At 65.4% G+C, this 21,850-nt stretch carries 20 protein-coding genes; 7 read left to right on the plus strand and 13 right to left on the minus strand.

The genetic code is table 11. The features are described 5' to 3' along the window. Position 1: 1 nt before the first annotated feature. The 8 genes from CXY71_RS08465 to CXY71_RS08500 form a co-directional block, all read right to left on the minus strand. Positions 2–781 carry an SDR family NAD(P)-dependent oxidoreductase gene (locus tag CXY71_RS08465; RefSeq protein ID WP_104135202.1) on the minus strand — a complete coding sequence of 260 codons (780 nt, stop codon included), beginning with the start codon at positions 779–781 and terminating at the stop codon, positions 2–4. After that, positions 774–2,690: a PEP-utilizing enzyme gene (locus CXY71_RS08470; RefSeq protein WP_104135203.1), complete on the minus strand. Its 1,917-nt coding sequence runs from the start codon at positions 2,688–2,690 to the stop codon at positions 774–776. Before CXY71_RS08470 ends, CXY71_RS08465 begins: the two co-directional genes overlap by 8 nt. Positions 2,691–2,759: 69 nt before the next feature. Continuing rightward, positions 2,760–3,851, minus strand: coding sequence for a PEP/pyruvate-binding domain-containing protein (locus CXY71_RS08475; protein ID WP_104135204.1), 1,092 nt, complete (start codon positions 3,849–3,851; stop codon positions 2,760–2,762). Then, a complete protein-coding gene (locus CXY71_RS08480) occupies positions 3,848–5,167 on the minus strand; it encodes a cytochrome P450 (protein ID WP_233204560.1) in 1,320 nt (439 codons plus the stop codon). Before CXY71_RS08480 ends, CXY71_RS08475 begins: the two co-directional genes overlap by 4 nt. Positions 5,168–5,271: 104 nt before the next feature. Next, positions 5,272–6,078 carry an IclR family transcriptional regulator gene (locus CXY71_RS08485; protein ID WP_104135205.1) on the minus strand — a complete coding sequence of 269 codons (807 nt, stop codon included), beginning with the start codon at positions 6,076–6,078 and terminating at the stop codon, positions 5,272–5,274. A gap of 228 nt (positions 6,079–6,306) precedes the next feature. Next, positions 6,307–7,548: an ABC transporter ATP-binding protein gene (locus CXY71_RS08490; protein ID WP_104135206.1), complete on the minus strand. Its 1,242-nt coding sequence runs from the start codon at positions 7,546–7,548 to the stop codon at positions 6,307–6,309. Beyond that, positions 7,548–9,119: an iron ABC transporter permease gene (locus tag CXY71_RS21955; RefSeq protein WP_233204561.1), complete on the minus strand. Its 1,572-nt coding sequence runs from the start codon at positions 9,117–9,119 to the stop codon at positions 7,548–7,550. The genes CXY71_RS08490 and CXY71_RS21955 overlap by 1 nt, the downstream gene beginning before the upstream one ends. A 174-nt stretch (positions 9,120–9,293) precedes the next feature. Further along, entirely contained in the window at positions 9,294–10,334 is a 1,041-nt protein-coding gene (locus CXY71_RS08500; protein ID WP_104135207.1) for an extracellular solute-binding protein, read from the minus strand. Positions 10,335–10,547: 213 nt separating this feature from the next. Between CXY71_RS08500 and CXY71_RS08505 the strand changes: the two genes are divergently transcribed. Together CXY71_RS08505 and CXY71_RS08510 are read left to right on the plus strand one after the other, a co-directional pair. Further along, positions 10,548–11,366, plus strand: coding sequence for an SDR family oxidoreductase (locus CXY71_RS08505; RefSeq protein WP_158253031.1), 819 nt, complete (start codon positions 10,548–10,550; stop codon positions 11,364–11,366). A 92-nt stretch (positions 11,367–11,458) separates the two neighbouring features. Further along, positions 11,459–12,712: an MFS transporter gene (locus tag CXY71_RS08510; protein WP_104135209.1), complete on the plus strand. Its 1,254-nt coding sequence runs from the start codon at positions 11,459–11,461 to the stop codon at positions 12,710–12,712. Positions 12,713–12,752: 40 nt separating this feature from the next. On the opposite strand, the gene CXY71_RS08515 is transcribed toward CXY71_RS08510, so the two are convergent. Next, positions 12,753–13,808 carry a zinc-dependent alcohol dehydrogenase family protein gene (locus CXY71_RS08515; protein WP_104135210.1) on the minus strand — a complete coding sequence of 352 codons (1,056 nt, stop codon included), beginning with the start codon at positions 13,806–13,808 and terminating at the stop codon, positions 12,753–12,755. Positions 13,809–13,953: 145 nt separating this feature from the next. Here CXY71_RS08515 and nucS point away from each other — a divergent pair, with 145 nt between their 5' ends. Then, positions 13,954–14,649: an endonuclease NucS gene (gene nucS / locus CXY71_RS08520; RefSeq protein ID WP_104135211.1), complete on the plus strand. Its 696-nt coding sequence runs from the start codon at positions 13,954–13,956 to the stop codon at positions 14,647–14,649. A gap of 95 nt (positions 14,650–14,744) precedes the next feature. Next, on the plus strand, positions 14,745–15,413 hold the full coding sequence (locus CXY71_RS08525; RefSeq protein WP_104135212.1) for an HAD hydrolase-like protein: 669 nt from the start codon (positions 14,745–14,747) through the stop codon (positions 15,411–15,413). A gap of 3 nt (positions 15,414–15,416) precedes the next feature. Here CXY71_RS08525 and CXY71_RS08530 read toward each other — a convergent pair whose 3' ends face one another. From CXY71_RS08530 to hxlB, 3 genes are all read right to left on the minus strand, one after another. Further along, positions 15,417–16,847 (minus strand): FAD-binding oxidoreductase, encoded by a 1,431-nt coding sequence (locus tag CXY71_RS08530; protein ID WP_104135213.1) that lies wholly within the window; start codon positions 16,845–16,847, stop codon positions 15,417–15,419. Positions 16,848–17,166: 319 nt separating this feature from the next. Then, positions 17,167–17,790 carry a 3-hexulose-6-phosphate synthase gene (gene hxlA / locus CXY71_RS08535; protein WP_104135214.1) on the minus strand — a complete coding sequence of 208 codons (624 nt, stop codon included), beginning with the start codon at positions 17,788–17,790 and terminating at the stop codon, positions 17,167–17,169. A gap of 53 nt (positions 17,791–17,843) precedes the next feature. Next, entirely contained in the window at positions 17,844–18,428 is a 585-nt protein-coding gene (hxlB, locus tag CXY71_RS08540) for a 6-phospho-3-hexuloisomerase (RefSeq protein ID WP_104135215.1), read from the minus strand. Positions 18,429–18,541: 113 nt separating this feature from the next. Between hxlB and CXY71_RS08545 the strand changes: the two genes are divergently transcribed. Continuing rightward, the gene (locus CXY71_RS08545; protein WP_104135216.1) at positions 18,542–19,525 is read left to right on the plus strand and encodes a LuxR C-terminal-related transcriptional regulator; all 984 of its coding nucleotides are present in this window, start codon (positions 18,542–18,544) and stop codon (positions 19,523–19,525) included. A 65-nt stretch (positions 19,526–19,590) separates the two neighbouring features. Here CXY71_RS08545 and CXY71_RS22440 read toward each other — a convergent pair whose 3' ends face one another. Next, positions 19,591–20,115: a hypothetical protein gene (locus tag CXY71_RS22440; protein ID WP_158253032.1), complete on the minus strand. Its 525-nt coding sequence runs from the start codon at positions 20,113–20,115 to the stop codon at positions 19,591–19,593. Positions 20,116–20,139: 24 nt separating this feature from the next. On the opposite strand from CXY71_RS22440, the gene CXY71_RS08555 reads away from it, so the two are divergent. Then, positions 20,140–20,718, plus strand: a complete 579-nt coding sequence (locus CXY71_RS08555) for a hypothetical protein (protein WP_233198340.1) — start codon at positions 20,140–20,142, stop codon at positions 20,716–20,718. Between the two features lie 101 nt (positions 20,719–20,819). Further along, positions 20,820–21,803: a BTAD domain-containing putative transcriptional regulator gene (locus tag CXY71_RS08560; RefSeq protein WP_104135218.1), complete on the plus strand. Its 984-nt coding sequence runs from the start codon at positions 20,820–20,822 to the stop codon at positions 21,801–21,803. The last annotated feature ends 47 nt before the right edge of the window (positions 21,804–21,850 follow it).

A 21,850-nucleotide genomic window follows, 5' to 3' on the forward strand; every position in this document is an offset into this window, starting at 1 on the left:
CTTACAAAAACTGTCGACCACCGTCGACCACGAGGGTCTGACCGGTGATGTAGCGCGAGCCGGGGCCAGCCAGAAACAGGGCCGCCCCGACGATGTCGTCGGGCTCGCTGGCCCGTTTGATCGAGCCGCGGTCGACGCCGTAATCGGCGGCGCCCTCGATGAGGCCGTAGCTGGCCTCGGTGAGGGTGAAGCCGGGGGCGATCGCGTTCACGGTGACGTTGCGCTCCCCGAGTTCCTTGGCGAGCACCCGGGTGAGCGCGATCACGCCACCTTTCGAGGCCACGTAGTGCGCCCACTGGGCGGATCCGCTAAGCACGGTCGCACTCGACAGATTGATCACCGCGGCTCCGTCGGAGAGGTAGGAGGAACACGCGCGGGTGACCAGCCAGGGTCCCTTGAGATTGACGGCCATCACGCGGTCCCACTCGTCGACGTCGATCTCTTCGAACGGCGACCGGGTGACGGTGGCGTAGATCGCCGCGTTGTTGATGATGACGTCGATCTCGCCGTCGCTCGCGAAGGCTGAGGCATCCGCTGCGAGCTGGGTGACGGAGTCGAGCTGCGTCACGTTGGCCTGCAGGGCGAGGGCGGTGCCGCCGGCCGCCTCGAGGAGCGCCACGGTCTGCTGGGCGCCCTCCACGTTGGTGTCGGCGACAACCACCCGGTCACCCTGGGCCGCGAAGCTCACGGCAAAGGCACGGCCCAGCCCGCCGGCGGCGCCGGTGATCAGCACCGTTCGAACAGGTCTAAGAGCGGGCTGGTCCGTGCACGGATCAGGCATGGCTGCCTTCGAGAACGGGGCCGTCAAGCGCCTGCTCCAATTGAATGACAGCTTCGTGGGCCAGGCTGAGGTCGTGTGCGTGATCCGCGTCCGCATGATCAAGCACGATGGTGACCGTGCCGTTGTTGCCGTCGACGCGCAGCCACTGGCCGGTCACGATCTGCGACGATGCGGTGCCGGTTCCGGTGACGGCCGGCATGCCGTATTCCCGGCAGACGATGGCTGCGTGGCTCATCATGCCGCCGATGTCGGTGACCGTGGCGCGAATCTTGCCGAAGATCGGTCCCCACGACGGTGCCGTCACGGGGGCGACGAGAATGTCGCCCTCCTGCACCTCGGAGAGCTGGTCGGAGCTGCTGATCACGCGGGCCGGGCCTTCGGCCACGCCGCTCGAGGCCGCCATGCCACGGAATTCTCCTTCGGGGGCGTCGGAGTCGCCGAGCCAGTTCTTGATCTGGTCGCTCGTGATGCCCCAGAGCATGAGGGTGAACGGTTCGGTGATGACGGCCGGCGGGGTGTTGAGAGCCGGCTGCGGGCGTTGCTTCTGCAGCGCGTCGACGATGACGCGGCGACGCTCGACCTCCTCGGGCCAGTACGACGGGCCGATCGCCGGGGCGCCAACGGCCCAGCCGGTGACGTAGTCGAACAGGGCCTCGCGCACCTCGTCGCGGCGCAGAAAGAACATGCCGTCGGCATCGGGCCAGAAGCCCTGCTCCTGCAGCATCGCCGAGAGCTGGCGAGCCTTGCGCCAGAAGACGCCCATGGTCCAGTGCTCGATGTAGAAGTTGTGGTTCTCGACGTAGGGGTAGACCTGACGGGCCAGGCCGAGCTTGCCTTCGAAGGCGGCGAGCTGCTCGGGGCTGAGCAGCTCCGAGTATTCCTCGGTGATGCGGTCGCGTTCGGCGACGAGTTCGGCGACCGGGCGGTCGATGGTCTGGCCGGCCTGCAAGCGCCCGATGTAGTCGCTGATGTAACCTAGCGGCAGTTCGAGGTGGTCGAGCCAGTACTTGTCGTGGGCGTAGAAGCCGTTGCCGACGGTGAAGTTGAACCACGGGTCCTTGGCGTCGTTGAAGGCGGCGATCCACTCGGGGCCACCGGTGACGGCCGTGATGCCGGCCAGCGTCTGTTCCGGGTTGGCGGTGTTGCCGAACAGGCCGGTCAGGCCCAGTTCAATGGCGAGCTTGGCGAGCTTCTTGAGTTCGTCATCGGGTCGGAACAGCTCCATGTCGACGCCCTGCACCATCTTGGCGACGGCCTGGTCGGGGATACCGGGAAAGACCTCCTTGCAGAAGCTGAAGAAGTCAAGATAGGCGACGTAGCCGAGGTTGAGAAACTCGAAGTGGTACTGCCAGGCGCGGTAGGTCAGTGCGATCAACGCGTCGTACTGGACCAGCAGGTCGTTGTTCGGGCCGGTACCCTTGCCGTTCGTGACATCGTTGATGTTGACCTTGTCGGGCAGCGCGTCGAAATTCAGGGCGCCGAGCTCGTCGATCGTGCCGCGGATCTTGCCCTGCCACTGTTCGAGCAGCCCGTCCCAGTTCTGAAAATAGTGGCCGGCCCGCGCCATGAACTCTGGCACACGGGCGGCGATCTCCGACTCCGGTACGCCCACCGGTGACATGAAGACGTAGCCGTTGTGAATGCGAAATTCGATGCCGTTGGCCGGCGGAATGAGCAGGTGGCGGGTGTTGTACTGGCCGAGGCACGACACGGCGAATTCGAAACCGATCGTCTCGAACGGCTTGGTCACTGTGGGCCAGTGCTGGCTGTCGCAGAACCAGAACTTGGCCTCTTCGACCTCGCGGCGGTTCTGTTGAAATACCAGGTTGTAGGCGTACAGCTCTTTCCACCCCTCGGCGCCGTCGGCGGGAGCCTGGTCATAGGGGCTGGGAAATGACTTCTCTGTCATAAGAAAACCGTTCTCGAAGGTGGTGCGCGGGTGAGTGGTTGTTTTTCAAACGGATGTTGCGGGTCGGGTTTAATCCGTGGCTTTGCCGGCCTGAACCAGGAGTGATCGGGTGATGCTCTCGATTCCGTAGCCGGTGGTGCGGGCGGGGCCGGCAGCATCCGTTTTCGTGCGCGAAGAATGCACGGTCTCGGGGCGGGACTGCAGGAGCAGCAGGTTCTGCCCGTTGGGCAGGTCACGGTCAAGGGCCCACTCGATGTCCTGCGGGCAGGTGAAATGCTTCTCGGCCTTCTTGGCGATGGTCGCGATGGCAGTGATCTCGGTCCCGCTGATCGAGAGCACGGCGCGGCGCGCGGCCGAAACCTCCAGTTCGACCAAGCCGGTGTTGGCCGGGTCTGGCACGAGTTCGGCGTGCTTGTCGCCGATTACGCGTTTGACGACCATGAGCATGATCTTGTCGACGGTGACGTTGTCGGGGGTGACCAGGCCGGAGACAACGAGTTCGCCGAGGCCGTAGGAGGCCTCCATGACGATTTTGGAGCGGTCGCCGGTGGTGGGATCCATGGTGATGGCCACACCGGCGGCGCGGGCATTGACCATCTTCTGCACGGCAACGGCCATGGAGAGTCCCTCGTTGGGAATGTTGTTCTTGAGCCGGTAGGTGATCGCGCGGGAGGTGAACAAGGAGGCCCAGCAGCGACGGATGTACTCGGTGACGTCGTCGATACCGTTCAGCCATAGATAGGTGTCTTGCTGGCCGGCAAAGCTCGCGTCTGGCAGGTCCTCGGCAGTCGCGGAGGAGCGCACGGCCACCGGAACCGGTTCGCTGAACCGCGCCTGAAGGGCGTGGTAGGCGGCAACGAAGTCGGCGCGCACGGCAGCGGGCACCGGGCGGCTCTCGATCTCGTAGCGCAGCTGGGCCGAGACCCGGTCGACCTCGGCCACGTCGTCGGCGTCGAGGTGGGCCAGCATCGAGTGGATGTCCTGTTCGATCCCGGCGGCCGCGATGAACGCGTCGTAGGAGGCGGTGGTGATGGCGAATCCGGGGGGCACCGGCATGCCGGCCTGGGTGAGGGCGACGAGCGAGGCACACTTGCCGCCGAGCAGGTCGTGGCGGGGCGCATCCGCTCCGTCAAAGAACTGAATGTACGGTGCGGTAGTCATTTCGTTTCTCCCCAGGTAACGGGCACCGCGGTGGGCGCCCTGAACGACAGGTTGTCTCCGAACGCGATCTTTTCGGCGTCGATCAGGCGCAGCGTCGGTGCCGCCTTGAGGGTCTCTTCGACGACGATCTTGTCTTGCATCTTGGCGAGCATATTGCCGAGGCAGTAGTGAATGCCGAAGCCGAATGACAGGTGGTTGCGGGCGTTGACCCGGTTGATGTCGAAGGTTTCAGGCTGTTCAAAGGTGCCAGGGTCGCGGTTGGCCGACCCCATCAGCAAGAGGATGTTCGCCCCGGCCGGAATCTGCACTCCGCCGATCTCGGTGTCGACCAGGGCCTTGCGCCGCCACCCGACGATGCTCGGCGAGAAACGCAGGGTCTCGTCGATCGCGGCCGGGATGCGGCTCGGGTCATCCAGCAGCTTCTGCCACTCTGTCGGATGCGCGAGGAGCTCGCGAATGGTATTGGAGATGAGCGTCGTGGTGGTCTCGTGGCCGGCAAAGAGCAAGCTATAACATACCGAGGCGATCTCGTGGTCCGAGATGTCCGAACCAGTGGACTGCGCCTGCACGAGGTCGAAGACGAGGTTGTCGCCATTCAGGTCAGCGGTGAGCTGCTCGTGGGCGTTCGAGACCAGGCGCAGGCACTCGGTCCAGTAGTCGACGAGGTTGTGCGCGTGCGGAATCTGCTCGTCGTCGCTCAGGTCGCCCCAGGTCATCGCCGCGCGGGAATCGGACCACTTCTTGTAGGTCGAGACCATCTCCGGCCCCACTCCGAGCAGGCCGAGGATGGTGATCGTGGGGATATCTACCGCAACGTCCTTCAGAAAGTCGCCCCGTCCAGTAAGGTGGGCCAGCATTTGCTGCAACAGGCGCGCGGTGTTCTCGCGAATGGTCGGTTCGAGGGCCTTGTAGCGGCGGGGCGTGAATTCCTTCTGCACGATGGCGCGCATGCGGGTGTGCTCAGGGGGGATGCGGGCGCTGAGGCCGGAGTAGGCGGTGAAGCCGCCGTCGTTCATGATCTTCGTGGCAGCCGCGCCGCGGGCTCGCACCGGGGCCTGGGCGTTCTCGCTGCTGAAGAACTTCCAGTTGTCGAAGATGGCCTTCACGTCGTCGTAGCGGGAGACGACGAAATAGCCGATCTCTTCGTCAAACATGACCGGTTCGTTCTCGCGCAGGGCGGTATAAGAGGGGAACGGGTCGGTCATCGCGAAGGGGGCGAAGCCGTGAGCGTTGGCATCTGAAGTGCCGTGGGTAACGGGGCATTGGCCTGCTCGGGCGGAAGCCGCCGGGTGGGCGAGTGCTGGCTGAGCGGTCACGATTGCTCCTTGGTTTGCTTTTCTCAACTTTGAGGTCGACGAGATCTATCTAAGGCACGACGGCAGCTTCAAACGCCGCAGTGTCCCACTGGGTGGAAGTGGCTTCACGGATGCGTGAGTTGCGTCACGCTGGCCGGCGGGCGCAGGGTGGCGGTTGGCAGGTGCGCAATTCCGGCCTCAATTCGCTGCGCAGTGCCCTGCAGCACCGGGAGGTAGCGCTCTAGCTGGTGGGCGCGCGAGGTCGGCAGCACGATTCCGAGTGCACCGAAAATCTGACCGGGCGGCTGAAATACCGGCACAGCCAGCGAACACGATCCCTGCCGCACCTCTTCGGAAGCGAGAGCGAAGCCGAGCTCGTGAATCTTGGCCAGCTCCCGGCACAGCTCGGCCGGATCGGTCTTCGTCAGCGGAGTGCGGCGCACGAGTTCGCCATCGAGTACCGCGTTTTGCACCCATTCCTCCTCGAAGGCGAGAATGGCGCGACCAACGGCGGTAGCGTGCAGCGGAAGGCGACCGCCGACCCGACTGGCCTGCGGCACACGCCGACTGCCATAAACGCGGTCAATATAGAGCACCTCGGCGCCATCACGAATGGCGAGGTGTACGGTCTCCTGGGTGAGTCCGAACAGGTCTTGCAGGTAGGGCCGGGCCACATCGCGCAGCTTGCGACCGGCGTGCTGGCCGAGTTCCCACAGGCGCAATCCTATTTGGTAGCGGCCCTGGGCGTCCCGCTGCACGGCGCCCCAAGTCTCGAGTTCGCCGAGCAGCCGGTGCGCGGTGCTCTGCGGCAGCCCGCTTTCGCGACTGATTTCCGACAGCGAACGAGCGGATGCGCTGTGTTCGAATGCCGCCAGGAGGCTCAGCACACGGCTGGTCACCGACTGCCCGGGAGCTGATGTATGACCGGCCACGGGCGCCTCGTTTCACTGTTGTACTCGCCCTCAAACGGCTAGCAAGCTCACTCTAGTCAGCTGCGGTGCACGGGCGCGAGGACCGAGGGTCCCCGCCCGCACCTGTTTCCTGCCCGCGCCTCTGGTGCTGACGCGACAGAAAACTGCTCCCGCCAAAGGCGGGCCGCGAGCGTCAGCAACAATCTGCAGCGCGAAGCGCGGCGCGCGGGCCGGAACCGCCAGTCGCGTCTACCCCTGCGGGTAGACGAGGGCGTTCTGGCGCACCCCGAGCTTCACCCGCGCGCCGCGCTGCGGCAGGTCGGGTGCGGCGACGCGAGCGCGCACCTCAGTCTTCGCTGCGTCGGCGAGGGCGAAGGTGACCAGGGCGTCGTGGCCGGCGTAGGCGATGGCCGTGGCGACGGCATCCGTTCCGTGCTCGGTGGTTGGCTCCGCGAGGGTCAGCCATTCCGGACGAAGCAGCACGAGCACCGGCGTTCCGTCAACGGGAGCGGATGCCCTCCCCGCAGACAGCGCACCCGTCCAGTCCGCCGGGAGTGAGCCTAGGGCACACTCGACGCGGCCACCGCGCCAGACCCCGTCGAGCTCGACGGTGTCGCCGACGAAGCCGGCGACCCACGAGTTGACCGGGCGTTCGTAGACATCCGCTGGCGTGCCGAATTGCAAAATCTCACCGCCGCGCATCACGGCGACGAAGTCGGCGAGGGAGAGAGCTTCTTCCTGGTCGTGGGTCACGAGCAAGCTCGTGTTGTGCTGGTCGCGCAGCAGCGCAGCTACGTCGGTGCGCAGGGCCGAACGCAGCAGGGGGTCGAGGGCGGCGAACGGTTCATCGAGCAGCATGAGGTCGGGCCGCGGAGCGAGTGCGCGGGCCAGCGAGACCCGTTGAGCCTGGCCGCCGGAGAGTTGCGACGGGGCGCGATCGACGAGTTCGGACAGGCCGACCAGGGTGGCGAGCTCCGCTATGCGGCTCGCGCGGCTGTTTTGGTTACTCCGGTCGGGGCTGATCGGCGCGGGCGCCAACGGGCTCGCATGCGCACTCACCCGCACGGGGGTGCGTCGTGCTGCTCGCCCACTTCGGGTGAGGCCGGACAGCAGGCCCGCAACTCCCCCAGAAGCCTCGCCGGGCTCGCAGTACAGATCGTCGCTCTGCTTCGTGCGCGGCAGGCCGAAGCCGATGTTCTCTCCGACCGTGAGGTGCGGAAACAGCGAGGCATCTTGCGGAACCCAGCCCATTCCGCGTTTCTCCGGCGCCCGCTGCACACCGGGGCCAGTGACGAGGCGTCCACCAACCGTGATGGTGCCGGAGGTGACCGGCAACAAACCCGCGACGGCGCGCAGAAGCGTGGTCTTGCCGCATCCGCTTGGGCCGAGAACCGCCACCAGCGAGCCGCGCGGAATGCGCAAGCTGATGTCGTCGAGGACCCGCGTTTCACCGTACGCGACTCGAAGCGCCTCGATTGCTACCCAGCCCACTAGTTCTCCCTTGCTGTGCCGCGTATGCCGGAGAGCAGCACCGCGGGCACCATCGCCACGAGCACGAGCGCCGCAGCGTACGGCGCCGCTGCGCCGAACTCGAACAGGGCCGTACGACTCCACAACTCGGTCGCGAGCGTGGACACGCCCGTCGGCCGCAGCAGCAGCGTCGCTGGTAATTCTTTCATGGCCGAGATGGCCACGAGCAGTGCACCGATCGCGATGCCGGGCAGGGCGAGACGCGCGGTGACCCGCCACCAGGCCTGAAGCGGTGACAAACCGAGCATGCGGGAGACGTCGCCGAGGCTCGTCGGTACCGCAGCGATGCCGCTGCGCACGCTGCCGATCGCCCGCGGCATGAACAGAACGACGTAGGCAAAGACCAGCACGACGGATGTTTGGTAGAACATCGGCACCGCGGCGAGCGCGAAGAATACGAGCGCGAGGCCCACGACGATGCCGGGCAGGGCGTGGCCGAGAAACCCGACGGCCTCGATCACGGCGACTAAGCGACCAGAGTAGCGGGCAGCGAGGGCGGCGATCGGCAGCGCCACGAGCACGGCAACCACGGCGGCGGCGAGGGCGAGTCCGAGGGTCGCGCCGATCGCTTCGAACAGCCGAGGCACGTCGATGGCGCGCAGGGTTTCGGCCTCGAGCAGGCGGCTGAGTAGTCCGACTACCGGAACCACGACCCCGGCGACCGGCGCCGCGAGCAGCACTGAGATATAGACGGGCCAGGTACGGCCGGGCGCGCGGGCCGGCATGGTGCTGCGACCGGGAACGTTGGGGACCTGACGGCGACTGCGGCGTTCGCCGGCAACGACCACGAGCGCGAGCACGACGAGCACGAGGGCGAGCAGGGCAGCCTGGTTGCGGTCGAAGCTCGCACCGTAGGCGGCGTTGATTCCCCAGGTGAGCGTCTGAAAACGCAGCATCGAGACCAGCCCGAAATCGCTCAGCGAGTAGAGGCAGACCAGCAGCGCGCCGGCGATCGCGGCCGGGCGAATCTGCGGCCAGGTGGCAGCCGCAAAGGCCCGCAGCGGGCCGCGACCGAGGGTGCGGGCCACTGATTCCAGATCAGCGGATGCCCCGCGCAGCGCCGCCGCAACCGGCAGCGTCACATAGGGAGTGCAGACCATGGTCATGACGAACCAACTGGCCCAGAATCCGTTGATGTTCGGAAACCAGACCAGCCAACCGTAGGCGGCCAGGTAGCTCGGAACCGCGAGCGGCAGCGCCGAGACCAGCAGCAACGTGCGCTGAAACGGCAGGCGGATGCGGGTGAGAATCCAGGCGCAGATCGTGCCGAGCACGAGACAAGTCAGGGTAACGGCGGCGGCGAGCAGCACCGTGTTGACCGTGAGTTGCAGCACCCGGGGGCGCACCAGGGTCGCGAGCAGTTCGGCCAGGCCCGCCTCGGTCGTGCGCACGACGAGGTAGACCAGGGGAATGGCGGCGGTTGCGGCGCAGAGCGCGGCTATCAGCACGAGCCAGGGCGGGGCGCCGAAGCGGTAACGGGCTGGCGCGCGAGGTGCGGCCGTTTCCGGCGGCGGGATCAGTAGTTCGGTCACGCGCGCGACCCGGGCGATCGGGCGGCTCGCGGAGCGACCAACGGATTGGTCGGGCGCAGCTCTCCGCAGCGGGTAGCGCTCCGAGACCGAACGGGCGCCGGGGCATCCGCTTCGGTAAAGGGTATGGCGCGGCTGCCGACTTGAGCCCGCAACCGCGCCTTCACTGCTTCAATGTTAGATCAGGCCGTGCTTGCCGAGCAGTGCCTGAGTGTCCGCGAGGGTGTCGAGGTCGGCCAGGTCGAGGTCGGGGTTGACCAGCGAGTCGAGCTCTGGCAGTCCGGCCGGGGCGTCGATTCCAGCCACAAGCGGGTACTCGTAGGTCTCGTCGACGAAGTACTGCTGCGCCTCGGCGCCGACCAGATAAGCGATGAACTCGAGGGCGTCGGCGTCTTCGGCGGCGCCGCTGAGCAGGCCAGCACCGGTCACGTTGACGATGGAGCCGGCGTCACCGGCATCGGGATAGGAGAGCTGGGCGCGCATGTTCGCCTCGCCGGTTTCGGCAGCCTGGGCGAACCAGTAGTAGTGGTTAATGAGTCCGGCCCGGATGACCCCTTCATTGACGGCGGCCAGAATGGCCCGGTTGTTGTCGAAGATGACCGGGCTGTTCGCGGCAACCGCGGCTACCCACTCGTCGGCGGCCTCTTCGCCGTTCAGCACCCGGTAGGCGGTGACGAAGGCCTGGAAGCTTGCGTTCGTCGGCGCGATGCCAAACTTTCCTGACCAGGACGGGTCGGTGAAGGCATCAACGGATGTTGGCACGTCGGCCGCGCTCATCGCCTCGCTGTCGTAGGTGATCACGCGAGCCCGGCCGGTGACGCCGACCCAGCGGTCGTCGGTCGAGGTGAATCCAGCCGAGACCGCGTCCGTCGTCTCAGCCGGAAGCGTGGCAAACAGGTCGGCGTTAGCGAGGGCGCCCAGCGCCCCGGCGTCCTGCGCGAGGAAGACCTGGGCGGGCGTGGCGTTGCCCTCCTCAAGCAGCAGCGCGCCGAGCTCGGCGGTGTTGCCGTAACGCACCTCGACACTGATGCCGCTCGTCTCTTCGAACTGGTCAATCAGCGGCTGGATGAGCGCTTCGTCCCGCCCCGAATAGAGAGTGAAGGCGTTATCGCTGGTTTCGGTGCCGGTCACTGCCGGCTCAGCGGCCTGCGTGCAACCAGAGAGGGCAAAAACGGTGGCGCCGGCAACGAGGGCGGCGACAGAAAGAGGGATGCGCATGAAACTCCAAAGACGTGGCGAACGATTGCTAAGGTAAGGCTACGCTAACACGCTGACTGGGGCGAATCATGTGCGTTAGCCCAACAGTCGCAAGCCGCACCAGCTGATCCGCCGAATATTAGGCAAACGGCGTGCGGGGGAATAGCCCTCGCCAGCAGTCCGTTATTTTCCATGAACCGCGAACTCGCGGCCCGTCTTGCCCGAATCAGAGGAATGACTATTTTGGATCTCAGCAACCGACACGGCATCATCACCGGAGCAGGGCAAGGAATAGGGCGGGCTCTAGCCGTAGAATTTGGATCTCGGGGCGCACAGCTGCTTCTCGTGGGCCGTAAGGACTCAACGCTCACTGCGACGGCGCGGCTGGTCGAAGCGGCAGGCGGCACTGCACAAATCCTGACCCAGGACCTCACCCGTCCCGGCAGCGTTGACCGAGTAGCCGAAGCCGTCGAGCCGTGGCCCACCGTCGACCTCCTGGTGAACAACGCGGGTAATGTGCGTGCCGGCAGGCTGGAACTGACCAGCGAAGCGGACATTCGATCGATGATCGACCTCAATCTCGTCGCCCCCGTGCTGCTCACCAGGGCACTGCTGCCGCGACTTCGGGCCGGCGGTGACCGAGACAGCATTGTCCTGAACATTTCCAGCGGAATCGCCCTCGTCGGCATGCCCTTCTATTCTGTCTATGCCGCCACCAAGGCCGGCCTTGCTCGTTTCGGAGAATCCCTGCGGCGCGAACTGACCGGAACGGGCGTGCACGTGGCGACCGTCTACCCGGGTGCGACGGATACGGCCATGATGTCATCTCAGAACGCCGGCGCCGATTTAGGCTGGGAACGTCGATCCCTCGACGACGTGATCACCGATCTACTGGCCGGTCTCGAGGCTGACGACCACGAAATCAACACGGCCCCGAAAGGACGCCGAGAAATGCAATTACTGAACATCTCCGACCCCATGGCCGTCGACGCCGCGATGGCCCCCGGACTGGCGAATCTGGAATCTGCAGTCAGAGACCACCGCAGCATCTAGGCCGGTCATTCGGGCGGTTTTCGTTGTACCGTTGACGAATCTGCCCGTCTCGAATCGAAGCGCGCCACCCCTACAGGAACCGTCTGCCCATTGTGAACACCCCCGCGAAGTCCACTGCCGATACCTTTGTCACCGTCGGTCGTGCGACCGCACGGGCGGGCTTGATCGGCTGGCGCAACGCCGTGTTCGCCGCGTTCTTCGTTTCCGGACTTGGCCTGGCCAGCTGGATGTCGCGGGTTCCCACCGTGCGCGACGGTCTGGGGCTCGACACCGCGCAGGTCGGCATCCTCATCTTCGGGCTCTCCGCCGGTTCGGTTGTCGGACTGCTGATCGCGGCTGGCCTGCTCGCCCGCTTCGGCGCACGCCGCGCCATGTTGGTCAGCATCTCACTGTCGGCGACCGGACTCGTGTTCATGGGCGTCGGCGTCAGCCTCACGCCCTCGGCGCCGTTTGTGTTCGCGGCCCTCGCCGTGTTCGGCGTGGGCATGGGATCCCTCGACGTCATGATGAACGTCGAGGGCGCAGCCGCCGAACGAGCCATCGGCCGCACGCTCATGCCAATCATGCACGCCTGCTTCAGCCTCGGCACGGTAGTCGGCGCGCTCGGCGGCGCCGCGGCATCCGCTTTAGAGATCGCAGTGTTCTGGCATCTACTGGTCATGGCGGCGCTCGCTCTGGGCACCATTTTCGTGGCCGTGCGATTCCTTCCGGCCGCCATCGAAATCGATACTAAAGCGGATGCCCCGCGCGTCCCTTGGCGCGAGCGCCTGCGCGACAGCCTCGCCGTTTGGCGCGACCGTAAACTGCTGCTGATCGGCCTGATTGTGCTCGGTATGACCTTCGCCGAGGGCTCGGCGAACGACTGGCTCGCCCTCGCCTCGGTCGATGGACATGGCCTCAGCAACACCGACGGCGCCATCGTGTTCGGGGTGTTCGTGGCCGCGATGACCGTGGGGCGCGTGATTGGCGGACCCCTGCTCGACCGGTTCGGCCGGGTGCTGGTGCTGCGGGCGTGCGCTGCAATCGGCATCGCGGGGCTCGTACTGTTTATCCTCGCGCCGAACACTCCGTTGGTTTACGTCGGCACCATTCTTTGGGGCATCGGCGCCTCGCTTGGGTTTCCGGTGGGCATGTCGGCGGCCGCCGACGACACCAAGAACGCTGCGGCGCGGGTGAGCGCCGTCGCGATCATCGGCTATGGCGCATTTCTCGTCGGACCGCCCGTGCTCGGACTGCTCGGCGAGGCCGGGGGCATTCTCAACGCGCTGTACCTGGTTTTAATGCTGATGGTCTTGGCCGGGCTGGCCGCCCCGGCGGCGCGGCCGGCGGTATCCGCTCGTCGCTAGCGCGAAAAGGGCCCTGCGACCGCAGGGCCCCGACATCGAGCTATCGGCTGATGACAACCTTGAGCGCGTTGGTTTCGGCGGCGCGACCGAAGGTGTCGTACGCCTCCAGCATCTGATCGAAGCTGAAGTGGTGGGTGGCGAACTTCTCGGCGGGCAGCTTGCCCTGGGCGACGAGCTTCAGCAGCATCGGGGTCGTGTTGGTGTTGACCAGCCCCATGCTGATGTTGATGTTCTTGATCCAGAGCTCTTCGAGGTGGAGCTCGACCGGCTTGCCGTGCACTCCAACGTTGGCGACGTGGCCGCCGGGGCGAACGATATCGGTCGCCATGGCGAAGGTCTGCGGAATTCCGACGGCCTCAATGGCCACATCGACTCCGGCGCCATCGGTGAGCGCGAGAATTTGTGCCTTCCAGTCGGCGGCGGACGACACGACCGCGTTGGTCGCACCGAATTCCCTGGCCCGCTCGAGGCGGTTCACGTCGAGGTCTATCGCGATAATGGTTGCGGCTCCGTAGAGTCCGGCGGTGGCCATGGCCGACAAGCCAACCGGCCCGGCGCCGATCACGGCGACAACGTCGCCCGGCTTGATCTGTCCGTTCTGCACGCCGATTTCGAAACCGGTCGGCAAGATGTCAGACAGCATGACGGCCTGATCTTCGGTGACGCCCTCCGGCACCTTGTAGAGCGAGTTCTCGGCATAAGGAACGCGCACGAATTCGGCCTGGGTGCCGTCGATCAGGTGGCCGAAGATCCAGCCGATGCCACTCGTTCCCTCGTCACCGAGGCAGTGCGAGTACAGGCCGGTCTTACAGTTGGCGCAGTGTCCACAGGACTTCACGCAGGAAATGATGACCCGGTCGCCGACGGCCAGGGTGCTCACGGATGAGCCGATTTCGGTGATGGTGCCAACACCTTCGTGGCCGAGAATTCGACCCTTCGTGACGGCGGGCACATCACCCTTGAGAATATGCAGATCAGAACCGCAAATAGTGGTCGTGTCTACCTGAACGATCACGTCGGTGGGCTGAGTAATCTGTGGATTTGGAACGTCTGTCCAGGACATGTTGCCCGGGCCGTTATATACGAGTGCCTTCAAGGACTCTCTCCTTTAGATTGAATCGCGAGCTTCTAACACCCAGGAGATTTCGCCCCCGTCTGGGCTCGTTAATTCCAGTTTGCGCTCACAATCTGGGAGTTGGAGGCATGCCGGCTGTGCGCCACTTATCGGTTAAGCTCGATCGGTGCGCCTTGTAATTGCGAAATGCTCCGTTGACTATGCCGGGCGTCTCAGCGCGCACCTGCCGCTGGCCAACCGTCTGCTGATGATCAAATCCGATGGCAGCGTGCTCGTGCACTCCGACGGCGGCTCCTACAAACCGCTGAATTGGATGAGCCCGCCCTGCTCCATCACCATCTCCGATCCTGACAGCGATCAAGCGGATGCCGGCATCACCGCTCTCTGGACGGTCACTCACCTGAAAACCCTGGATCGACTCGTGGTGAGCATCTTCGAGGTTTTCAACGACTCGGCGCACGAGCTCGGCTTCGACCCCGGCCTGATCAAGGACGGCGCGGAGTCGCACCTGCAGAAGCTGTTGGCCGAGCACATTCACCTGCTCGGCGAGGGTTTCACCTTCGTGCGCCGCGAGTACATGACCGCCATCGGGCCGGTCGATATCCTCGCGCAGGATGCCGCTGGCCGATCCGTCGCGGTAGAACTCAAGCGAAATGGTGACATCGACGGGGTGGAGCAGCTCACGCGCTACCTCGAACTCATGAACCGCGACCCGCACTTGGCGCCGGTCAGTGGGGTTTTTGCCGCGCAGACGATCAAACCGCAGGCTCGCAAGTTGGCGGAGGATCGCGGCATCCGCTGCCTGCTGCTGGACTACGACGCCATGCGCGGCCTCGACGACACGGCATCGAAACTGTTCTAGCGCTGGAGCACTGGTCGACGAGCCCCAAACCGTGGGAAAGCTGAGTAAATGGGCAAATGGGACATTTGGATGACTAACCGCTTAGGCTATGCCGAATGAACGCAACATTGACGCGCACCTGGAGCGCCATTCTCTTTGACCTCGACGGAACCATAACCGATTCCGCACCAGCCATCACCAGCTCATTGGCCCGCACCTTTACGCTGCTTGGCCGCCCGGTTCCCTCCGCAGCGGAACTTCTTGCCTACGTCGGTCCGCCCCTGCTCGATGCCTTTCAGGAATACGCCGGGATGACTCCCGACGAGGCCGTGGAAGCCATCGCGGTCTACCGCGCCGAGTACCAGGGCGCCGCCGCGCTCGACACGGCCGTTTTTCCCGGCGTTGCCGGCTTGCTCGCGCGCATCCATGCCGCGGGAATTCCCCTCGCTCTCGCCACCAGCAAGCCCGAGCTCAGTGCGATTGCCATTCTCACGCACTTCAACCTCGCCCAGTACTTCACGGCCACCGTCGGCGCCTCCGCTGACGAATCCCGCAGTAAGAAGGCCGACATCGTCGCTGAAGCCCTCGCGCGCCTCGCCACGACCGGCGTCGACACCAGCGGAGCAGTCCTGGTCGGCGACCGCAGCTACGACGCCATTGGCGCCCAGGCCAATGGGATTCCGGCGATTCTGGTGGAGTGGGGCTACGGCTCGCCGGCTGAGGCCGAGGCGGCAACCGCGGTCGTGCACTCGACCGACCAACTGGGCAAACTACTGCTCGGCTAGTTTTTAGGAGTCGAAACCGAGCCCGAGCGCATCGAGGGTCTTGAGCAAGACATTGCGCTTCCCGCGGTTATGATCGGCACGGTTCAGCGCCCAGCGTGTGGCCTGAATTCCAAGGGATGCGATCGGCTCAGGCGGGAACGACAGCGGCGACCCGCGCACCATGGCCAGTTCAGTGCGCTCCGTGGTGCGGCCGGCGAGCTGGTCCAGCATGACCTTGGCGGCAAAATGGGTCGCGCCGACGCCGAGCCCGGTGAACCCCGCCGCGTAGCTGATGCGGCCTTGGCGTGCCTGGCCGAAAAAGGCGCAGAACTGCGTGGACGTGTCGATCGCGCCAGCCCATTTGTGGCTGAAACGCACCCCGGCCAGCTGCGGAAACGTCGTGAAAAAGTGGCGGCTCAGCTTCTCGAAAGTCTCCGGCCGATTCTCGTATCCGCTGCGCACGCGGCCACCGTAGTGGTAGACGGCGTCGTAGCCGCCGAACAGAATGCGGTTGTCGGCGCTCAGCCGATAGTAGTGAAACTGGTTAGCCAGGTCGCTCAGCCCCTGCCGGTTCTGCCAGCCGATGGCGGCGAGCTGGCTCGGCTCGAGCGGTTCGGTCATCAACACGTAGTCGTAGACCGGCACCGTTGCGAGTTTGTTGCGTTTGAGCAGGGAGGGAAACACATTCGTCGCGAGTGCCGTTTTGTCGGCCGTCACCGTGCCGCCCGTGGTAACCACCCGGGCGCCCTGGGCCGGCCGGCGACCGGCCGTGTCGATGCTGTGCACGAGGGAGTGCTCGAAGATCTCGACCCCGAGTTCAGCCGCCACGCGAGCTAGTTCGGCGGCAAGCTTGCCCGGATGCACGAGGGCATTGCTGCGCCGGTGCCAGACGCCAGCGAGATAGGTCGGTGACGTGACCTCGGCTTGCACCGCGGACTCGTCAAGAAACACGGTGTTCTCGTCGCTCGTCTGCTCCCGCAGCCACTCAATCTGGTGCTCTTCGACCGCGAGGTCGATGGCTCCGGTGCGTTTAAAATCGCAGTCTAGCTCGAGGGCTGCGACAGCTCGTTCGATCTCGTCGAGGTTTTCGTTGCCGAGTTCGGTCAGTCGGGCGATCTCTTTCGGCCAGCGACTGCGCCCGTTGTCTTCACCGTGAGTGAGGCTCGCCTCGCAGAAACCGCCGTTGCGACCGGATGCCGCCCAGCCGACCGTGCGCGCCTCCAGCAATACCACCCGAGCCGCCGGATTCTGCTGCTTGGCCAGTACCGCGCTCCACAGGCCGAGGTAGCCGCCGCCGACAATCGCGAGGTCGCAGCGTAGATCGCGCGTGAGTGCGGGGTACCCGGTGCGCGGCTCGAGGTCGTCGAGCCAGAAGGAGCCCTGACGGGTTCCGGTGAGCGAGGCGGCGACAACGGATGCTGCTGGCTTGGCTCGGTCGAAAATGGTGCTGCTCACGCGTGGCTGTTCTTCATGGGTGGCGTCCTCTCGCGGCGACAGTGCCGCCAACTGTTCTCGGCGCCACCAGCCTAGCGGCGCCCACCGACACGGCGGCGCGCGTGCGTGCGTGCGTGTGCGTGCGTGTGCGTGCGTGCGTGTGCGTGCGTGCGTGCATGCACCGGGCCCGGGCATCCGTGGTCTGGGTACCAAGTGTGACACCGCGCGAACCACCGGGTCCGGGCCTCGAAACGCTTTCTATTCGCGGTAGCGCGGGCATTCGCTTACGCAAAAGTGCCGCCCCGCAAAAACGGGACGGCACTGAGTTCAAGCTCTGCGACTAGATGATCGCGGCGCGCAGGGCAGCAGCGGCGGCGGCCGGGTCCCCGGCGCCGTAGATTGCTCCGCCGGCGACGGCGACGGACGCCCCGGCGCGCTGCACCGAGGCGATCGTCGTGAGGTTCACGCCACCGGCGAGCGAGAACGGAACCTTCGCGGTTTCACCCTGGTTGAGCAATGTCGCGAGTGAGAAGCCGGGCTCGGCCTGCTCGTCGAGTCCAGCGTGCATTTCGACGAACTGGGCCCCGAGCGCGGTGACCTCGCGGGCGCGGGTGACCTTGTCGGCGACGCCGATCAGGTCAACAACGATACCCTTGCCGTGCTTGGTCGCTGCGGCGACGGCACCGATGATGGTGCTGTCCCCGGCCGTGCCGAGCACGGTCACAAGGTCGGCGCCGGCGGCGAAAGCGATGTCGGCTTCGAGCTCGCCGGCATCCATCGTCTTAAGGTCGGCGAAGACGATCTTGTCGGGGTGCGCAGCCTTGATCGCGGTGACGGCGCGCAGGCCTTCGGCCTTGATCAGCGGGGTGCCGAGCTCGATAATGTCGACGTGCGGGGCGACTTGGGCAGCCAGCGTGAGTGCCGCTTCGGTGGTCAGTACGTCCATTGCTACCTGAAGCTTCATGGGGTTCTACTTTCTGTTGGGGTAAGTGATTTTGCGACCGGGCCCGGTCGGTTTTATTCGAGATTGGCGTGGCGTGGCCAAAGCTGCTCGGCCGTGGAACCGCTCGCCTTCCAGAGCGTGTGAAACAGGGCGTCACCGACGAGCAACACCGACTGCTCGAACAGGCCGCCCGAATACTGGGCCGACACCTGCCCGGCATGGTCCTGCTTGGCGGCTGCCGGAATGACCACGGTCACCTCAGAGAGTCGCCCGAGCGGCGAGTCGGGCGCCGTCGTCAGCGCGAGAATACTCGCGCCCACACCGTGAGCCGTCTCGGCGGCACGCACAATGGCGCCCGTCGTTCCGGACCCGCTCGCGACGAGCAGCACATCATCCGACGCAATCGCCGGGCTGGTCACCTCGCCAACCACGTGCACCTCAAGACCGAGGTGCATGAGCCGCATCGCGGTCATCTTCAGCGCAAGCCCAGAGCGGCCAGCACCGAGCACGAACACTCGGGGCGCCGCGGCGAGCAGAGTTGCCGCCGCATCCATTACTGAACCGGATGTCGATCGCAACGCGTCGACGACACGGCTGTTTTCCGCGAAAATGAGGCCGAGGGCATCCGCTGTCGGAGGGGTGGTTGTTGTTTCGGGCATAGCTCAATGATCCACTCCTTTGAGTGGGACTGCGGCCCGCCAAACGAACGGTTTTCCTATCCAAACGGATAGCTCTGGGCGAGTCCTAAGGATGACCCGGGTAGGCTAAGGGCATGACTTTCGCTCCATCTACCCCCAACGTGCGCGCCACCGCCACTGAGGCCGTCGCGCGCAGCACAGCGGCGTCCCTCCGGCCTGATGCGAATACCGGAGCCGCCGAACCGGCCGCATGCACCGCGTCATCCCCCGCGACCACGGCCGCAAAACGCTCGACGCTCCCCACGGACTCCGCCATTCAAACCGCGCGCAGCGCAGCCGCCGAACGCTCCAAACTCATCGCTGATCTCACCGACGCGCACGCCACCACGCTGGAATCCCTGCTCGCCGTGCTTCGCTCGAGTGACACGAGCGATACCGCCGCCCGGCAAAAGGCCACCGAGCTCGCCGCGGCTGCGATGGTCGCCCTGCGCGCGGTGAGTGATCTGGATCGCAGCCTCACCGAAGAACCCGTCGCCCGCGCCTTCGAACGCCTCAGGAACGACCTGCGCCCGCTGGTGCGTTTCGGCGACCTCGACGTGCAGTTCATCGAGCCGCCCGTAAACGGTCGGGCATTGCCCGGCGAGGTCGCGCACGAGGCCCGTGCCATCGTGCGCGGCGCCGTGCTCGCCCTGGTCGAGCAGACCGGAGTCGCCCGGGTGCGCGTGCAGTGGGACTGCGATGGCAGCAACCTGCTCATCCGCATTCGCGATGATGGGCCGGGCGACCTCGACGCCGAGGTTCCGAGCGTGCGCCAGCTCGCCGCCCGTGTCGTTGCGCTCAGCGGCACCCTCAACGTCGAGGCGACGGCGGGCTGGGGCTCCGAAATGGCCGTGTCGCTGCCGCTCGACGCGCCGACGGCCTCCGTCACTGCCGCGGCAGCTTGGGGCCTCAGCCCACGCGAACGCGGCGTGCTCGAACTCGTCGCCTCGGGAGCCCGCAACAAGGCGATCGCCGAGGCGCTGACCATCAGCGAGAACACCGTAAAGTTTCACGTGGCCAACCTGCTGCGCAAGGTGGGCGCCTCAACCCGCGCCGAGCTGGCCGCCCTCGCCCGCTGAGCCCGGCGAGCACCCGCATCCGTTCTTCGAGCCAACGGCACCTTAGACCAAGAAAACGATTCTGATCAGAGAAGAGAGTCACCGACTAAACGCAGGCTGCCGATGTGCTTGTTCGCCCAGGCGACAGCGAATTCAACGTCCGGAGCGACGGAAAGGCCTTCGGCGGCAACATGGTCAAGCAATTCCCATTCGCCAATCGGCGTCACGGCAGCCTCACTGCAGGCGTGGTGTTGTCCGAAGGTAAAACGTCGGATCTCCGGGTAGGCCACCACTGCGGGGTCGGCTTCGGGGACCATGATCTCGAAGTCGACAAGGTCGTAGAACTCGTCGACGAAGTTCTGGCGGTGATGGCGGTGATGGCGGAACTTGCGTCTGAAGGTCTCACCATGGTCATCGTTACGCACGAAATGCGTATCGCCCGTGCGGTGGCTGACTACGTTGCATTTATGGATGCGGGCAGGATCAGAGAACAAGGTTGCGCTGTCCAGATTTTTAGCGAGCTTCGGCACCAACGTACCCATCGTTTTCTGGATCGGGTAGAGACTCGATAACTCCCAAACCGCCGCGCCACCGGAGCAGGGTTTTCCCATGGTCCCGCGGCCAGAGTTCCGCACATGACTCCCGCGAACATGACCCTGCGCCTGATGCGTCCCGACGACGAGAAGCATCCGGGCGCGACGCAGCACACGCGTCCCCGACCTCGCACCCTGTTACAGCGGCGCCACAAAATTCTGATTCCACTGGCCATCGTCTGGCTCATGATGGCTACTCTGGCTGGCGTGCTGCTGCTCACCGGTGCGAAGCCGAGCACCCCATTCGGTGACACGGCCGCCGTGCCCGGCGGGCTCGCCCGCATCAGCGCGATCATCCCGCTCGAAACCGATGGCTGGGTGCCGCCAACCGACGCCGATCTGCTCTCCGGTCCGGTGCAGCCGGGGGCCCATCGCGTGCGCATTCTGCTCGAACTGGCCGAAACGGATGCTGCCGGTCTAGTCTTCCGCGCTACCGACTATTCCCTGTCCGGACTCGGCGCGCGGTCCACCGCACTCTGGGTCGACACGACCGAGCGGGCCGGAGCATCCGTTCAAGCGACCCTCGTTTTCGAGATCCCCAATCAGGCCATTGCCCTCGTTCTGGAGGGGCCGCAGGCGGCCCACCTGTCCCTCGGCACTGGGCACCATACCGGCTTCTGAATTGGTCCCCGAAATTGGGGGTAATTCTCTAGCCCACCCGCGGCTTACCCCGAGCGTAGGCAAACAGGCACCATTGTCGCATTCCAACAGTGGAGGTCGTCATGACAATGGAATCCGACACCCGAGTGAATCCAGCCAGTGCACCCGCCGCGCGTCTCAGCGTTCAGCTCTTCGGTAATTTGACCATCCGACGCGGATCCGTAGTTCTGCACGCTCACCAACTCGGTGGCCCGAAACCGCGCCAGATTCTGGAGATTCTCCTCGTGCACGTTGGCCTCCCAGTATCGAAAGACCACCTGATCGAATTGCTCTGGGGAGCAAACCCGCCGGTCGAGGCCCTACCAACCCTGGAAAGTTATGTCAGCGTGCTGCGCCGCCACCTACAGCCCGGTGCGGGAAAGTTCGGGCCGCTGCAAACCACAACCGGCGGTTACGTGTTGGACCACGACCTGGTCAATGTCGACCTTGACCAGTTTGACGATTTGCTACAACGCGCCCAGAAATCCAATCTCGAGCTGGCATACCCACTCTTACTTCGCGCCCTCGACATCGCCGAAGCCCCATTGCTCGGCGATGAGTTGGTCGCAGCCTGGGCATCGGAGGCACGCGACCTGCACGCGTCCCGGCTGACCGCAACCCGCGTTCTGGCGTCCGAAACCGCTGCCGCTCTGCACCGCGTCGACGATTCCGTCGATCTCGCCAACCTCGCGATTGCCGACGATCCGCTCAATGAACGAGCCTGGACGGCCCTTATCCTCGGGCTGGAGGCAGCCGGGCGCCACGCCCAGGGGCTGCAGGCCTACGACCGTTGCCGCCACGCCATGCGAAGCGAACTGGGCTGTGCGCCCGGCCACGTTCTGCGATCAGCCCAGCTCCGGCTGCTGCACGCAACGGCCGCCGAAGACGGCGATCTGGCCGATGTGCTCTCGGCCTTCCTGGTGTTGCACGAACAACTCAGAGTCCCAGCATCCGATTTTCTTCCCTGCACCACGACTGCGCCGCGACCAGAGCCGGTCGCGGCTTCCCTCCGAGAGGCCACTGATGTCATTACCTCATTTTTGCGCCGCGTCGTCGCTCGCGCCTGATCTCCGAGCCCTACCATATGGGGGACAAAAACAACAGGACTCGACAG

Source organism: Cryobacterium sp. Y62 (genome assembly GCF_002929785.1).
In the GTDB taxonomy this organism is placed as follows: Bacteria; Actinomycetota; Actinomycetes; order Actinomycetales; family Microbacteriaceae; genus Cryobacterium.